The sequence below is a fragment of the Rhodopseudomonas palustris HaA2 genome (assembly GCF_000013365.1).
In the GTDB taxonomy this organism is placed as follows: domain Bacteria; phylum Pseudomonadota; class Alphaproteobacteria; order Rhizobiales; family Xanthobacteraceae; genus Rhodopseudomonas; species Rhodopseudomonas palustris_J.
Map to the genome: position 1 here is coordinate 1,835,656 of NC_007778.1, position 16,443 is coordinate 1,852,098.

The 16,443-nt window shown below is 62.5% G+C and carries 9 protein-coding genes and 1 other annotated feature; of the genes, 6 read left to right on the forward strand and 3 right to left on the reverse strand.

Annotated elements, in window-relative coordinates; genetic code table 11:
• The first annotated feature begins 11 nt into the window (after positions 1 to 11).
• Positions 12 to 887 carry an MlaD family protein gene (locus tag RPB_RS08205; protein ID WP_011440526.1) on the forward strand — a complete coding sequence of 292 codons (876 nt, stop codon included), beginning with the start codon at positions 12 to 14 and terminating at the stop codon, positions 885 to 887.
• A gap of 123 nt (positions 888 to 1,010) precedes the next feature.
• On the opposite strand, the gene RPB_RS25260 is transcribed toward RPB_RS08205, so the two are convergent.
• Both RPB_RS25260 and RPB_RS08220 read right to left on the reverse strand, forming a co-directional pair.
• Positions 1,011 to 1,205, reverse strand: coding sequence for a hypothetical protein (locus RPB_RS25260; protein ID WP_085978154.1), 195 nt, complete (start codon positions 1,203 to 1,205; stop codon positions 1,011 to 1,013).
• Positions 1,152 to 1,272 (reverse strand) — a sequence feature (AL1L pseudoknot). (Overlaps the previous gene by 54 nt.)
• A gap of 179 nt (positions 1,273 to 1,451) precedes the next feature.
• On the reverse strand, positions 1,452 to 3,116 hold the full coding sequence (locus tag RPB_RS08220) for a DUF4407 domain-containing protein (protein WP_011440528.1): 1,665 nt from the start codon (positions 3,114 to 3,116) through the stop codon (positions 1,452 to 1,454).
• Between the two features lie 652 nt (positions 3,117 to 3,768).
• On the opposite strand from RPB_RS08220, the gene RPB_RS08225 reads away from it, so the two are divergent.
• The 3 genes from RPB_RS08225 to RPB_RS08235 all read left to right on the forward strand — a co-directional run bounded on the left by RPB_RS08225 (position 3,769) and on the right by RPB_RS08235 (position 8,480).
• On the forward strand, positions 3,769 to 5,328 hold the full coding sequence (locus RPB_RS08225) for a TolC family outer membrane protein (protein ID WP_011440529.1): 1,560 nt from the start codon (positions 3,769 to 3,771) through the stop codon (positions 5,326 to 5,328).
• 178 nt (positions 5,329 to 5,506) lie between these two features.
• Positions 5,507 to 7,699 (forward strand): type I secretion system permease/ATPase, encoded by a 2,193-nt coding sequence (locus RPB_RS08230; protein WP_011440530.1) that lies wholly within the window; start codon positions 5,507 to 5,509, stop codon positions 7,697 to 7,699.
• Between the two features lie 433 nt (positions 7,700 to 8,132).
• Positions 8,133 to 8,480, forward strand: coding sequence for a hypothetical protein (locus RPB_RS08235; RefSeq protein WP_041798631.1), 348 nt, complete (start codon positions 8,133 to 8,135; stop codon positions 8,478 to 8,480).
• Between the two features lie 251 nt (positions 8,481 to 8,731).
• On the opposite strand, the gene RPB_RS08240 is transcribed toward RPB_RS08235, so the two are convergent.
• Positions 8,732 to 8,944 (reverse strand): hypothetical protein, encoded by a 213-nt coding sequence (locus tag RPB_RS08240; RefSeq protein ID WP_041798096.1) that lies wholly within the window; start codon positions 8,942 to 8,944, stop codon positions 8,732 to 8,734.
• Positions 8,945 to 9,236: 292 nt separating this feature from the next.
• On the opposite strand from RPB_RS08240, the gene RPB_RS08245 reads away from it, so the two are divergent.
• Positions 9,237 to 9,575: a helix-turn-helix domain-containing protein gene (locus RPB_RS08245; protein WP_011440532.1), complete on the forward strand. Its 339-nt coding sequence runs from the start codon at positions 9,237 to 9,239 to the stop codon at positions 9,573 to 9,575.
• A gap of 482 nt (positions 9,576 to 10,057) precedes the next feature.
• On the forward strand, positions 10,058 to 16,441 hold the full coding sequence (locus tag RPB_RS23775; protein WP_011440533.1) for a beta strand repeat-containing protein: 6,384 nt from the start codon (positions 10,058 to 10,060) through the stop codon (positions 16,439 to 16,441).
• Positions 16,442 to 16,443 lie beyond the last annotated feature (2 nt).

The following is a 16,443-nucleotide window of genomic DNA, read 5'->3' on the forward strand; positions in this document are numbered from 1 at the left end:
GAGTTGGTTGAATGGAAACGCGGGCGAATTACTTCCTGATCGGCGTGTTCACCCTCGCGGTGATCGCGGCGGCGTTCGGGTTCGTGCTCTGGTTCCAGAGCCTGCACTCCACCAAGGCGCGCAGCCCGCTGCGGGTGGTGTTCGAGGGCTCCGCGACCGGCCTGCGCAACGGCGGCAGCGTCAATTTCAACGGCGTCCGGGTCGGCGAGGTGATTTCGGTCAAGCTCGACAATCCGAAGCGCGTGGTGGCGCTGGCGATGGTCGAGAACACCGCGCCGATCCGCAAGGACACGCTGGTCGGCCTGGAATTCCAGGGCCTCACCGGCGTCGCCGCGATCTCGCTGAAGGGCGGCATGGAGACGGCGCCGCCGGTGCCGCTCGACGAGGACGGCGTGCCGGTGCTGACCGCCGATCCCGACCTGCTGATGGACATCTCCGAGTCGGTGAAGGCGACGCTGCGCAACGTCAACAAGGTGGTGGCCGAGAACGCCGAGACGGTGAAGGAATCGCTGTCCAATCTGCAGGTGTTCACCTCGAGCCTGGCGCGCAGCTCGGACAAGATCGACAGCATCATGGCCAAGGTCGACGGCGTAATCGGCAAGACCGACAGCGTGATGCAGGGCATCGACGCGCTCGCCGGCGGCAAGGACGGCGGCGAACTGTTCCAGGCGGTCAAGTCGTTCCGCGAACTCGCCGACAATCTCGACAAGCGCTCCAGCGCGCTGATCATCGACGGCCGCCGCACGCTGGCCGACATCAGCCGGGCGATCAACAATTTCGACCGCAATCCGACCCGCGTGCTGTTCGGCCCGAGCAACACCGCGCAGCAGGCGCCGCCGCCACCGCCCGCCGAACCGCCGCGCCCGCCGCGGCGACGGACGCAGTAGGCGTCGAACGCAGCCGCCTCACGTGCCCCGGACGCTGCGCAGCGCAAGACGCGATGACGGGATCTATATCAATCGCGACACCGTGCAACGCGCGACATCGAAGCCTTCGCGCTTCAGCTGCCGCTACACCTTGCGCAAGCCGTAGACTTGGAAGTTCTCCTCGAACATGCGCCGAACTTCGCTCGTCGGCGCGGCATCCTGTCTGGTGCGCGCCGACAGCTTGGCGGGAATGCGCCGTTTGGCGACGTGAGCATGGTAGGTCGAGGGGGCGATCGGCAGCGGCTCGACCCCATGCGCCCCACGATGATCCCGGATCAAGTCCGGGACCAATGAAAGCGATCATGGCTTGGAGCGGCGGTCGAGCTCCGCCGTCGCAAAATAGGCGCTGGCCTTGCGCAGGATCTCCTTGGCCTGCCGGCGCTCGTGGTTCTCCCGCTCCATCGTCGGAAACGGCGAAAGATCGTCTGGACGGCCGATTCTAGGCCTCGGCCCACCGCCAGCATGTTCCGCGCGAAGCCAAGTCCCGGCCGATTGGACGGACGACCTTGCCGGGCGTGCGTCGCTTCATGTCACCGCGACACGGCTTCCGATTGCTCCGGCCTGTCGTTCCTGCGCTTCGCGAACCAACCGCTCCATGTCCGCACCCAAGGCCTCCTCTTGCGCGGCGATCGATTGTACGGGCACGCTGAGTTGCCGGGCCGGCGCGGCGCTGGGGGCCGGTTTGGCCGCTGCGATCGGGGGAATGGTGGTCTCTGCCGGCTGCGCCGGCCGTGGCGGCGGGGGCGACCGCAAGGGTTGAACGGCAGCACCCGCTGCGGTTGGACCAGATTGTGCCCGGGCCACGCCGACGGTGCCCACCGGCCGTGCCGCCACCGCAGGAGTGACGGTCAGGCGCGGCGCGACCGGCGGCCGGCGCGCCTCAACGGGAGGCGCCTTCGGAAGCTGAGAACTCAGACGATCGCTGCTCACCCGGGCCTGAACCCGCGCCGCGTAGCCGCTGGGCGGTGCAAAGAACATCTTCGCAAGCACCGGGACCACCTCGAGAAAAATCACGAACAGCTTCGTCATCCATGAAAACAGTACGATTGTGGAGCCGTCGTCGGCATCCTTCTTCATCTCCTGATACGCGGTCATGCGCGACAGCGGATCGTTCTTTGTTCGTGCCTGAAAGTGAGAATTCGTCATCACCTCTCGCCGGAACGCATCGATCCTCGCCTCCTTGCGGGCCTCGACCTGCCGCAGATCCGCCCGCGCTTCGTCGATCTGCCGCTGCAGCGATTCGCGTTTTGATTTGGCTCCGGCGATTTGCTGTTCGCGAATGACGGCAGCTTCCGACGTGATGCGCGCTTGCGCGGATCGCAATTCGTCGCGCTTGGCGTTCAACTGCGCGACCTCGCTCAGCCGCGAATCGCGCTGTCGTTCGAGACTTTCACGCTGACGCCGAGCGAACTGGTACCGCGGACCGATTCCTGATTTCCCGCTGTTGGTCTCGCTGATCTTTTGACCGGTCTCTTCCGCGTTCTCTTCTGCCGCGTATCTCAGGATGCCCTTGTCGATTTCTTTCAATTCGGCGCGCAATCCCTGTTCTTCGGCATCCAAGGCTTTGATGCGCTGCTCGAACTCGTCCGAGCGGACGCTGACGGACTGGTCGACCGCAGGAGCCGTCACAAAGTCGTTGCGCAGCGCCGTTTCCATCGCTTCGATACTGGTCCTGCGGCGCTCGATTTCAGCGGCGAGCTGGGCCTCGAACAGTTCGACCTTCTGCACAATCGGTACATTGGCGGCGACGCGATTTTGTTCGATCCGTTCGCTGATCGAATCGGAGAAGATCGCCAGTTCCAAGAACGTTGCAATGACCCAGGCGAGGCCGAAGGAAATCGTCAACCGCGCCGAGACGCGCAGCAACCGCCACAGCGTCTGCCCCCAACTGCGCTCGGTCTCGATGCCGTCTTCACTCCTTCGCAGCAGACCTTGATAGAACCAATCCGACTGGTACAGCGCGCGGTCGAACATGAACACGACTGTGGCGATCACCAGCGAGGTCGCGACCTGCAACCCGACATCGGCGATCATGTATCCCATCGCGTGGAAGCTGATGCCGAACACCACGATGAACGAGATGCACAGCATTGCGCCGAGATGCGCGGCCCAGATCCGATCCGTCGGCGGACAACTCGCCAGTGTCTCGTGATCGACGCCCGCAATGGAGTTCAGGACACGCTGGAACATGATCACTCCGCGAAGTCGGTGTCGTGGTTAACAATACGTAACTGATGAAACCTATCAGTCTCTCGCCGCAGCCAGAAGGCGCCAGTTCGGCAAACGTTCCGCACAGTTAATCGCGCCAGGACGGAGCCGCACGACGAAGCCGGGACGCTCTGATTGTGCGATCGAAGGCTACGGATCTAGGAATTGTGGGTCTCGGCGTCGCCCGATCTCGGCTCACCGCGTGCAATGTGAAGGTCGCTGAAGGACGCCGAGGTCCGCTCGACTGCGCGCCGGCGATCGGAACGATAACGTTGCCGCGAATATAACATTCGTCTCACTCTACAGTCGCGGCTGTTCGCGCGCTGAATCGTCGCCTTTGTCCATCGCGGAGCCTGCAAATTATCCTGTCTCACGAAATTCAGACGGCGATTCGGATAGATAGCCGTCATCCGGCGGCAAAGTACTGGTACTCCTTCATATTTTACCGGCGACAAGTCCCAATGAGCGGGGGCTGCGCGTCACTCGCCTTGAATGATATTCTATGTTATATAGAAAAGCGCATCTTTTCAGTGGCTTGTCGGATTCAGTCGCGGTTTTGCCACACAGGATAACTTTCATCGCCGGCGGTAGTAACTTCATTGCGAGTCAACTGTTGGTTTGTTAATTGTTAGATATGCCTTGGAATGTTCGCACTTTTGCTGCCGTAGCATTGATCGCCCTCGGAGCCGACCCTGCCGGGGCTGCCGAGCCATTCACGATTTTAGATGCGATCAATCAGGCGGTTAAGACCAATCCCGGGGTGGGGGAAGCCGCTGCCAACCGGCGCGCGACCGAGGCCGAACTGCGCCAGACGCAAGGCACGTTGCTCCCCCAGGTTCGCCTGCAGGCCAGCGCGGGACCTGAGAAGCTGCGGCAATACGATGTGGCAACTCCGAACAACGACGAGTACCTACGCGGGCGCCAAGGATCCGTCGTGGTTCGTCAGTTGCTGTTCGATGGCTTCGCATCGATCAACGAGGTTTGGCGGCAGGCGGCCCGCGTCGACGCAGCGGCTTTCCGGGTGCTGGAGCGCACCGAGCTGATCGGTCTCGACGCCGCAGAGGCCTACATCGATATGGTGCGCTACACCAAATTGGTGGCGCTCGCTCAGCAGAACCTCAAAGTACATCTCGAATTGCGTAAGAACGTCCTTGCCCGCTTCCAAGGCGGTCGAGCCGGGGAGGGTGACACCCAGCAGGCAGAAGAGCGGGTTGCAGCTGCGGAAGCCGTCGCTGCGGAGTTTCGCCTCAGCCTGGACTCTGCACGCGCGAAGTATCGCAAGGTCGTCGGGCTCGAGCCCTACAATCTGCGCTTCCCGGGCCGACTGTCGGATCTGCCGCAGACCAAAGAGGAATCGCTCGAGGTCGCCTACAAGTTCAATCCGACCATTCGAGCCGCTGGTGCCGACGTGGTAGCCGCCAACCGCGCTTTTGACGCCACCACGGGCGCATTCCTTCCGACGCTCGCGCTGGAAGGTCGCGCCACGCGTGGCAAGGAAACGATCCTGTACAACAACCAGTACGACGAAGTCAGCGGCAAGCTGGTGATGTCCTGGGACATCTTCAACGGTGGCCAGAGCAGCTGGAGGCGCAACGAAGCCGCCGAGCGGATGATCCAGGAACAGCAGAAGCTCGCGAGGTTACAGCGCGACGCTCTCGAATCGCTGGATAAGGCCTGGGCGGCGCGAACCATCACGAACGACCGAGCTGCGGCCCTGGTCCGCGATGTCGAGGCCGCCCGCCGGACCTTCGCGGCCTATACCAAGGAGTATGAACTCGGTCAGCGCACGCTGGTCGATCTGCTGAATTCGCAGAACCAGTACTTCAACGCCAGTGTTTCGCTGGTCTCCGCGCGCGGCGTTGCGGTTTTTGCGGACTATCAATTGCTGGCGACGATGGGGCAGCTGCTTGAATATCTCAAGACTGGTCATCCGCCGGAGATCCAACTGGTCGACGTTCACCCGAGCGGATTTATCGGTTTCGCTCTGGCGCCGGTGCGTCTTCGTCCGCCCGGCCCTGGTCCGGAGCCCGTGAATGCGGCGGGACCGGTGAGATATTTCGAATCACCCTTTGAAACCGCCAAGCTGCCTCGGGTGATCTCATTCGATGACCGCTGGGCATCGGGGCATGCCACCAATGCCAACGCTTCTGCGATATTCCCCGGACCCTATGCGGCCGCAGGAGCGAGGTATTGAAGCTCGATCGGTGCGACAGCGCCGCCCGAACGACGTCAAGGCGCGGATTTGGATCTGCTAAGGGCATACGCCGGGCGCCATCGACCGAGTTCAAGTGCGACTGGATTGACGAGTTGATGGACGCTCGTGAGCGGCTCTGGTGTCGGTCCATAGCAGCCGACTGCAGTCCGAGGCGTAGTTGAACGTTCGTTCCGTCAAGGTTGGCCCGGAAGAGGCGTTGCCCGTCGAGCAAGTCAGCGCCGATGTGCCGCCGGCCGATTCGCTCAGCGACAGTCTGCTGTACCTCGCAGCACATCATGGTCGCGCATTGAGCCGCAGCGCCCTGCTGTCGGGACTGCCGCTCGAGCGCTACGGCCTCGGCCTCAGCCTGTACGAGCGGGCGGCGCAGCGGGCAGGGCTCGAAGCGCAATTGGTCGAGCGGCCGTTGCACGAAATCCCATCGCTGGTGCTGCCCTGCGTGTTGCTGTTCCACGACGGCTCCACGCGCGTCATGCTCGCCATGGATGAGGCGGCCGGTCGCGTCAGCATCGTCGACCCCTCCCGCGGCAACGGACCCGCGACTGCGCCGATCGAAGCCGTTGCCGCGCGGTATGTCGGCTTCGCCTATCTCATTCGACCGGCCGGGATGGCGGATGCCCGGACGGGGGCCGCTGGCGATCTTCCGAAGACGCACTGGTTCTGGTCGGTGGTGAGCCGGTTCGGCGCCAATTACGGCCTCGTTGCGATTGCGGCCTTCATCGTCAATATCCTCGCCCTTGCGGCGCCGCTGTTCATTATGAGCGTGTACGATCGCGTCATTCCGAACGGTGCGATCCCGTCCCTGGTCGCGCTGGGGGGCGGGCTTGCGCTCGCGATCGGCTTCGATTTCTTGCTCAAGGTGGTGCGCAGTCGCATCATCGATATGACCGGCAAGCAGATCGACGTGGTGCTGGCCGCCGACATCTTCGAGCACATTATGGCGCTGAAGATGGACAAGCGTCCGCCTTCGGTCGGCATCCTGGCCAACCAGATGCGCGACTTCGACTCCGTCCGGGAGTTTTTCACCTCGGGCACCGTGGTCTCGGCCACCGACATGCTGTTCGCGATCCTGTTCATCGCGGTGCTGTTCATCATCGCGGGACCGATAGCCTGGATTCCGCTTCTGATGCTGCCGATCATGATCGGTGTCGGGCTTCTCATTCAGCGGCCGCTCGACCGCGCGATGCGGCGCATGCAGGCGGAATCCGCGGCCCGGCACGGCATTCTGGTGGAGGCGTTGAACGGCATCGAAACCGTGCGTGCCGTGGGAGGTGAGGGGCGCGTGCAGACGGTGTGGGAGCGCTCTGTTGCGGCGACGGCGCGCTCGAGCGAGGAGGTGCAGTTCTGGGCCTCGCTGGCGCTCACGACCGCAAGCGCGGCCAGCCAGCTGTGTAGCTTGCTGTTGGTGGTCGCGGGCGTGTTCTTGATCCTCGACGGCAAGCTGTCGGTCGGCGCTCTCATCGCCGCCAACATGCTGTCGGCGCGGATCCTCGGACCGATCGCAGGAATCGCTGCGGTGATGACCCGGGCGACCCAGACCACCTCGGCTTTGCGGTCGATCGATCGCCTGATGGGATTGGAGCGCGAGCGACCGCCGGAAAAGATCTATGTGGCGCGCGAAATCAAGGACGGCCGCATCCAGTTCAAGGACGTCAGTTTCTCGTATCCAGGCAGCCAGGCCAAGGCACTCGACAACGTCTCGTTCGAGATCAAGCCGGGAGAGAAGGTCGGCATCATCGGCAGGGTGGGATCGGGCAAAACCACTGTCGGACGGCTGGCGACCGCATTCTATCCGCCGAGCGAAGGCACCATCCTGATCGACGGCATCGACATCCGACAATACGACCCTGCCGATCTGCGGGCCGGGATCGGCTTCGTGCTGCAGGACACGGATCTGTTCTACGGCAAATTGCGCGACAACATCGCGCTCGGCCGTCCGGCCGCGACCGACGAAGAGGTGCTGGAGGCCGCGAGGCTTGCCGGCGTCGAGAGCTTCATCGCCGGCCATCCGCAAGGCTACGAGATGATGATCGCCGAGGGCGGCCGCAGCCTGTCCGGTGGCCAGAAGCAGGCGATTGGGCTCGCGCGGGTGCTGATCCGTAAGCCTCGCGTGCTGTTTCTCGACGAACCGACCGCGCATTTCGATGTCCGTAGCGAGGGCGAGTTCCTGGACCGGCTGAAGGCGCTGGCCAAGGAGGAGATGACCATCATCGTGTCCACCCATCGTCCCTCGTTGCTGTTGCTGGTCGATCGGATCCTGGTGTTCGACTCCGGCAAATTGATCGCCGACGGTCCGACCCAGCAGATCTTGACCAAGTTGCGTCCACCGTCGTCGTCCGCGGCGCGAAGATAGTGCTGGGCCAGGGCGTTCTCCTATTTCGCAGTCTCCAAGGAGTTACGCGCAGCGATCGAACCGCGGAGGCCGAAGGCTGCGCGGATGCTGCCATTCGCGTTGCCCGGCAATATTTCACCTTGGCACCGTTCAACGGCGAATTGGGACGTCCAGTTCCTCCTGACGTTCGACGTGGTTCGGCGCGACGACGGTTGCCGCGCCCTTCGGAAAGCAAACTGGTCGCCAAACCGGGCGCACGCCCATGAGGGCGACCGTGATCCAGCGCTGTCGGCCGCTGCCGACGCGATTCTGCGACTGACAGTCAGACTTTGACCCTGACGCTGGCACGCTGCAGGGACGAGAGAAAGCGTCTTCCCGGCCGTTCAAATACTTGTGTGGGCCGTGTTTTTGGGGTCTTAATAGTGCAGGAAACGGATTGGCACTGGGGGCTACGGTGAACATCAAGAAAGCAATACTTGGCGGGCTTCTGATTCTCGCGGGCTTTGTTGCGGCAGGCGGACGCGCTGACGCTCAGACCGTTGTTCCGGGTGCCGACTTTTCAATCTCTTGCGAAAATGGCGGCAATTACACTCTACGGTCGGGCCCGGTTCTTGCACCCGGTCAGATCGTCGTCGCGAGTTTGCATCTCAGCCCCCGACACGTTGTTCCAGTTCGCCTGATCCCGATGGGCGACGGCTATCGCTATGCGGGCCGCGGCGTGTGGCTCGACGGCATTCGAGACCATGCGTTGTTGTACTTGAACAAGTACAATCCGACCGCTTGCCTGGTGGGGCGGATCTAGCATTTCTCCACTCCCGCAATGTCCGCCTGCGATTGGCGCAGGCGACGACCAGCGGTCGAGAAGAGGTCGACGGGTTTCAAACGGTCGACGGGACTATCCGGATGTTGCATGCGCCGCGCGGCACTGGGAGGCCACGCATTACCTTCACCTTCGCCGTGTGAATTTTGTCGGGCGTCGCCATCATGATACCGCCGACAAGGGTGACCCCTGTCGGCGAAGCGAGTGATGCGCGCCCGCTAGCTGCGACTAGCCTAGTTGTCGCGGTGAAACGTCGTGATGCGGAACTCGAATTCCTGCCGGCATTGAAGGTCTGCGGGATCCAATTTTTCCCATAGCGCATCGAGTTGCAGAACGATCTCTGCAACCGTTTCTCGCAGCCGATCATTCTCCGTGAGTAACGCCTGTTTGCTGTCGCGAGAAGGCGATGCCAATTCAGGCGGCGCGCGTTTGAAAAGATCTGGCATGGACCGAGTCCCCGTCGGATCGTTGGCGCGGTTGTTGTGTGAATTTCTCGCCAAATGTTAAGTCAACGAATGCGGCTGCTAAAATGGGTTGGCGCGATCTTGCTAACAATTAGACATAAATACGATTTCAATTTCATGGCTAAAAACACGATTGATGAGCGTATTGCGAGCAATTATCGAATTCAAGTGACATTCACAAATGCTGCCGGTATGTGCATATACTCCATGCATGTTGTGTGACTTGGAATGGGTGCCTATACTAGTATTTGCACGAGGTAGGTCAGTCGAGAGAATGAAGCGGCACGGAACCATCCAGATTGCGTCGAAGCTGCGTCTTGCGCGCGAGCTCGCCGCGCGGGGCAAGACTCAGGCTGAGATTTGCAAAGAATTGGGCATCAGCGTGATGACATTTCACCGGTGGAGGAAGATGGTGCCCGAGCCGTCCGCTGCGACTCCCGAGACGCCGACGGCGCCTGTGCTGGATGCCTCCGAGCGCAGCAGTACCAAGACCGAGGATGAGCTCTTGGATGAAAATCGTCGCCTCAAGCGGATCATCACTGACCTGTTGCTGGACAAGATGAAGCTCGAGGAATTGATCGAAGCCCAATCCCTCGGTCGCAAGCGCAACTGACGCCGACGTAGCGGCCTCGAACCTTCCGACAGAGTTAACCGCGTGGCGGGTTTGGATTTCATCCTGCACGCGTGATCATTGCCGCGCCCCGCAATTGTGCGGGCTTCCGTCGCGCGACGATTGCGAGTCCCAAAGCTCTCCCCTTTCGCCTTGGCGCCACCGCCGCTCCCATGCATCGACTTTCGTCGATGGCCTGACGCGCTTCGATGTCTCCCTCGTCATCTCTGAGCGCTGCTCTGCGAATCGAGCCGGCGCAGACGATTGCCGATTCAGCGATCGAATCAATGTTGTGCAGTCGTATCGACGGCGCAACCGCAGTGTTTATGACAGAAGCGCCGTCGAATTATTAACATATACCATAACGATGCGACATTTTTTAACGCCCGGCTTTGAGATTGACCCCTCAAATCCTTTACAATAGGTTATCGCCAAAATATCAAATCAATCAGAAATTAACACATTTTCTAACGGGGGCGAGGCCGATGAACGCGCTGATCAAGATGGCCCAACTGCAATTGTCGGAAGCGACGACCAGCGCGGTTGGTCTGAAGACGTTCAAGGTCTCCAAGCCCGAAACGGGGCAAGCTCTCGCGATTCAACTCGATGGAAAATCCGTCGTCGATCTGACGAGCTTCGCCGACGAGAAGATCACGCTTGTGCGGCTGGGCAATCGGCTGGTCATCCTGTTCGACAACCAGTCGACCGTCACGATCAATCCATTTTATGACGCGCTCGGCCGACCGATCGCTGATGTCTCGCTTCAGGTGTCGCAGGGGCAGCCGATCAGCGGCGCCGAATTTGTGGCTTCGTTCCCGATCTCGACGGACCAGTCCATTCTGCCGGCCGCGGGAGCTGGTGGTCCCGCGCCGGTGGCGTCGAGTGCAAGCTTCTCTGACATCACTATCGATCAGCTCAACCCGTCAGGAAATGGAATTGGTTCGCGCGCTCCGGTCGAGACCGGAGTGGTGACAACCACGATCCGTGACGTCTTTGAGCCAGGCAGTGGATCTCCGTTAGGTGATACCAACGACGCAGCTGTCATCACCGGAACCAGCACGGCGTCGCTGCTCGAGGCCGACGTGGTGCTGGGCACCGGCGGCACGCTGGTGGCGAGCGATCCCGACAGTTCGAACGCCTTCGTGCCGCAGGCCGCGGTGGCCGGTAGCAACGGTTACGGCAACTTCAGTATCGACGCTGCGGGGGTGTGGACCTACGCCATGACCACCCCTCACAACGAGTTCGTAGGCGGCGTCGATTACACCGACAGCGTGACGGTGGCGACAGTCGACGGCACCACCCAGGTCGTCACGGTGACCATCACCGGCACCGACGACGCGACGGTGATCACGGGAGCGAGCACGGCGACGCTGATCGAGGCCGACGTGGTGCTGAGCACCGGCGGCACGCTGGTGGCCAGCGATCCCGACAGTTCGAACGCCTTCGTGCCGCAGGCCGCGGTGGCCGGCAGCAACGGTTACGGCAACTTCAGTATCGACGCTGCGGGGGTGTGGACCTACGCCATGACCACCCCTCACAATGAATTTGTGGGTGGCGTCGACTACACCGACAGCGTGACGGTGGCGACCGTCGACGGCACCACCCAGCTCCTCACCGTGACCATCACCGGCACCGACGACGCGACGGTGATCGCGGGGTTCAGCACGGCGACGCTGACCGAGGCCGACGTGGTGCTGAGCACCGGTGGCACGCTGGTCGCCAGCGATCCCGACAGTTCGAACGCCTTCGTGCCGCAGGCCGGGGTCGCCGGTAGCAACGGTTACGGCAGCTTCAGCATCGACGCCGCCGGGGTGTGGACCTACAGCCTGACCACCGCCCATGACGAGTTCGTGGGCGGCTTCGACTACACCGACAGCATGACGGTTGCGACGGTGGATGGCACCACGCAGCTCGTCACGGTGACCATCACCGGCACCAACGACGCGGCGGTGATCACGGGGACCAGCACGGCTTCGCTGGTCGAGGCCGACGCCGTGCTGACTACTGGCGGCACCCTGGTCGCGAGCGATATCGACAACTTGAACGCATTCGTGGTGCAGACCGGGGTGGCCGGCAGCAATGGCTACGGCACCTTCAGCATCGACGCTTCGGGCGCGTGGACCTACAGCATGACCACCGCCCACGACGAGTTTGTGGAGGGCGTCGACTACACCGACAGCATCACGGTTACGACGGTCGACGGGACCACGCAGCTCGTCACGGTGACCATCACCGGTACCGACGACGCGACGGTCGTGTCGTCGGCCGATGTGTCGGTTGCTGAGGGCAATGCGCCGATTTCGACCGGCGGCACGCTCACGATCAGCGACGTCGACAGCGCGGTGACCTTCGTGGCGCAGCCCGGCACGCCCGGAGCGCACGGCATTTTCTCGATCGGGACGAATGGCGCCTGGACCTACGTGGCGAACGACGCGTTCGACGGCCTGAATGTTGGGCAGAGCGTGAGTGACACCTTCTCGGTGTCGGCAGCGGACGGCACGCTGACGTCGGTGCAGGTGACGATCACCGGGACCAACGACCTGGCGTTCGTGTCGTCAGCCGATGTGTCGGTTGCGGAGGACAATGCTCCGATTTCGACCGGTGGCACGCTGACGATCAGTGACGTCGACAGCGCGGCGACCTTCGTGGAACAGTCCGGCACGCCCGGAGTGCACGGCATTTTCTCGATCGGGACGAATGGCGCCTGGACCTACGTGGCGAACGACGCGTTCGAGAGCCTGAGTGTCGGGCAGAGCGTGAGCGACACCTTCTCGGTGTCGGCAGCGGACGGCACGCTGACGTCGGTGCAGGTGACGATCACCGGGACCAACGACGCGCCGGTGATCACGGTTGCGAGTCCCGACAGCTCGTCCGCATCGCTGACGGAAAGCGACGCTGCATTAACTGCCTCAGGCACACTGACAGTGACGGACGTCGACGTCAGCAACACCGTCACCGCCTCGGTGCAGAGCGTCGTGGTGGCCGGCCCAAGCGGTGGCCTTAGCAGTGCGGCTCTGCTGGCGATGCTGGCAGTGCCGGGCGCCGCGATCGCGGCGGACCCGACCGACGCGCATAATCTGGCCTGGACGTTCAACTCGGCGCCGCAGGCGTTTGACTTCCTTGCGCAGGGTGAGACCCTGAGCCTGACCTATACGGTCGGAGTGCAGGACGGCGCTGGCGGCTCCGACACGCAGACTGTGACCGTAACCGTTGCGGGCACTAATGACACGCCGGTTTTGATCACGGGTCCTGGCTACAGCGAACCGGCTTCGCAAATGACCGGGGCGGTCACCGAAGATGCGGCGGCCAATCAGGTCCGCGGCATCGTCAATGTTTTCGATGCCGATAACGGCCATGGTCTGACTGCCGTCATCGATAATCCGAACGGCACTTACGGCACGCTCGCCCGGGACACCTGGGTGGACGGCAATGGTGACACCCAGGACGGCTGGGTCTACACGCTCGACAATACGCGGAGTGCGACGCAGGCCCTGAAGGAAGGCGAGGTTCAGACAGAGACCTTCACCTTCAAGGTGATGGACGAGCACGGCGCGATTGACACGGAGACCGTGACCATCACGGTCACCGGCAATAACGACGCGCCGATAGTCGCGCATGCCATCACCAATCAGACGCTGCTGGAGGATCACGCCTGGACGTTCCAGGTTCCGGCAGACACTTTTGCCGACGTCGACGGTCCGCCGCTGGAATATTCGGCGTTCCTCGCGAATGGTGATCCGCTGCCCGATGGCATGCATTTCGATCCGGCGACTTTGACGTTCACCGGCACGCCTCCGCTGAACGAGACCCATTCGCCAGATCTGAAGGTTGTGGCGTGGGACGGCGAGTTTTCGGCCGAGGCGTACTTCACGCTGAATATCACGCCGGTTAACGATGCGCCGGCGGGCACCAACGGTGCGGTGACGACGCTGGAAGACATCGCCTACACCCTCACGCTTGCGGATTTCGGGTACACCGACGCGAACGACGATCCGGCGAATACTCTGCTGGGCGTGAAGATCACCACGCTGCCGGGCGCCGGAACGCTGGCGCTCGACGGCCATCCGGTGACGGCGGGAGCAACGGCGTCGGCTGCGGATATCTTGGCCGGTAAGCTGCAATTCGTGCCGGCGGCGAATGCCAACGGCAGCAACTATGCGAGCTTCACGTTCCAGGTGCAGGACGATGGCGGAACCGCCAATGGCGGCGTTGACCTCGATCCGTTAGCCAATACGCTGACCATCAACGTCACACCGGTCAACGATGCGCCGGTGCTGTCGGGTCACGAAAATCCGAGCGCGATTGCAGAAGACAGCGGCGCTGCTGGTGCTGCCACGACGGTGGCGCACCTTCTCGGCCTCGACGACGTCAATCCGGCGAACGACCATGCCATCGATGTCGATGCCGCGTCTCTCGGCATCGTCATCACGGCGGTCGATGACTCCCACGGAGTCTGGCAGTTTCAATCCGGCGGCGGCACGTGGACCGATGTTGATCTCGCCCCGGGCGAGGGGCTTCATCTGGCGCAGACTGATGCTCTTCGCTTTATCCCTTCGCGGAACGTCCAGACAACCGATGCCACGCTGTTCGATGCGTCGGGCAACCCGGTCCTGGGGTCGACCAACCCCTCTTTTGTTGCCGAGCCCCCCGGCCTCACCTTCCGTGCCTGGGATATGTCCAATGGTATCGCCGCAGGAATCACCGCGCTGGTTGTGGGCTTCGGCGGGACCTCGGCCTATAGCGCCACGGCCGAGACGGCATCGCTGGTTGTCACCGGAACGCTGGATCGTGTCTTCACGAACGGAGACGATACGGTCGACCTGACGGGTCTGTCGAATGATCCGGCGGTCGACGCTGTCTGGTTCGAAGACCAGAACTTCTTCGATGCAGGGGAGGGTGACGATAACATCGTGCTGCCGCGCATGGCGGGTCCGCCGGGTCCAGATCCGCTCGCTCCCGTGTACCAAAACCAGACGTTCCATTTGGGGGCAGGCGACGATACCGCAGACGCGAGCGCGACCATCGGCATGACCATTCTCGGCGGCGACGGTGCGGATCGTACGATCGCTTCGGCCGAGACCACCGATCTTGCCTTTGCGGGCGGGGGCGACGAATCGACCGATGTCTTGCAAGTCGACGCGATTGCCGACGCGATCGTCGACAAGACCGGCACACTGAGCGGCAACTACAATGCATTCGATGTCGGTTGGAACGGTTCGCGTCATGTGGTCGCGACGGAGATCGAGCATATCGAAATCTCCGGCACCGGCGCGGGTTCGACCCTGACGGTGTTGGCCGATGATTTCGATCCCGATCCCGTACAGCCGCATGACGAACGAATCGCGGTCACCGACCAGAGCGTCGACGGCTTTACCGTGGAGTTCGCCGAGAGCCTGGAACAGGTGCGGGGCAGCGGTTACGGCCGGCTGCTGATCGACGGCCGCCGTGGCGACGACAGCATTGATTTCACCGGGCTGAAAGCCGGCGGCACCAATGGTCTCAATGACGACATCAGCGCCCTCGAAGTGCGCGGCGGGGAGGGCGAGGACCAGTTCGTGTTCGGCGTCGACAGCGTCGCCGCGACGGTGGTCGGCGGTCTCGAATCGGATCTGTTGCGGTTCGGTGGCGATACGGTGATCGCCAAGCAGGTCGGCGACGCCGTCGTCGACAAGACCGGCACATTGAGCGGCAACTACAACGCGTTCGACGTCAGTTGGAACGGCTCGCGTCATGTGACCGCAACGGAGATCGAGCGTGTCGAAATCTCCGGCACCGGCGCGGGCTCGACCCTGACGGTGCTGGCCGATGATTTCGATCCCGATCCCGCACAGCCGCAGGACGAACGAATCGAGGTCACCGACCAGAGCGTCAACGGCTTCACCGTGGAGTTCGCCGAGAGCCTGGAGCAGGTGCAGGGCAGCGGCTACGGCCGGCTGGTGATCGACGGACGCCGTGGTGACGACAGCATCGATCTCACCGGGCTGAAAGCCGGCGGCCTCAATCGCCTCAACGACAGCATCGACGCCGTCGAATTGCGCGGCGGTGAGGGCGAGGATCGGTTCGTGTTCGGCGTCGACAGCGTCGCCGCGACGGTGATCGGCGGCGTCGAAACCGATCTGCTGCGGTTCGGTGGCGACACCGTCGTCGCTCAACATGTCGGCGACGCCATCGTCGACAAGACCGGCATGCTGAGCGGCAACTACAATGCATTCGACGTCAGCTGGGGCGGTTCGCGCCAGATCACCGCGACGGAGATCGAGCGTATCGAGATCTCCGGCACCGGCGCGGGATCGACCCTGACGGTCCTGGCCGACGATTTCGATCCCGATCCAGGACAGCCAGGCGACGAACGAATCGAGGTCGCTGACGACGGCCTGAGCCGCTTCACCATCGGGTTCGCCGAGAGTCTCGAGCAGGTGCAGGGAAGTGACTACGATTACCTGGTGATGGACGGTCGCGGTGGCGACGACATGTTCGATCTGTCCAAGCTGACGGCGGCGTCGGGGCTCACCTCGGTCGAGCTGACCGGCGGTGACGGCAGGGACGAATTCATCCTCGGTTCGGCGAATCCGTTGATCAAGATCACCGATTTCGGCGTCGGCGCAACGCCCAACGATCTGCTCGATCTTTCACAGCTCCGCGCCGCGGGCGTCGATGCTGACGACATCATCTTCGACGACGGAAGTAACGAGATCAGTCTCGGCGATCTACTGGGAGGCAGTACGACCAATTTGTCCGGCACCGTCCAGGTGCTCGACGCCAGCGGCGGCAGCAACGTCGTCGTCGCAGAGTTCAATATGGTGGGTAGTACCATCAATCAGGACATGATGCAGCTGGTGTGGCAGCACGTCGAAACAATCACCGTCTAGCA

Excerpts from the sequence above, each read along its gene's own strand:
- RPB_RS08225 (WP_011440529.1), top strand. The coding sequence starts at position 3,769 with ATGCCTTGGAATGTTCGCACTTTTGCTGCCGTAGCATTGATCGCCCTC.
- RPB_RS08240 (WP_041798096.1), bottom strand. The coding sequence starts at position 8,944 with ATGCCAGATCTTTTCAAACGCGCGCCGCCTGAATTGGCATCGCCTTCT.
- RPB_RS08220 (WP_011440528.1), bottom strand. The coding sequence starts at position 3,116 with ATGTTCCAGCGTGTCCTGAACTCCATTGCGGGCGTCGATCACGAGACA.
- RPB_RS23775 (WP_011440533.1), top strand. The coding sequence starts at position 10,058 with ATGAACGCGCTGATCAAGATGGCCCAACTGCAATTGTCGGAAGCGACG.
- RPB_RS08205 (WP_011440526.1), top strand. The coding sequence starts at position 12 with ATGGAAACGCGGGCGAATTACTTCCTGATCGGCGTGTTCACCCTCGCG.
- RPB_RS08245 (WP_011440532.1), top strand. The coding sequence starts at position 9,237 with ATGAAGCGGCACGGAACCATCCAGATTGCGTCGAAGCTGCGTCTTGCG.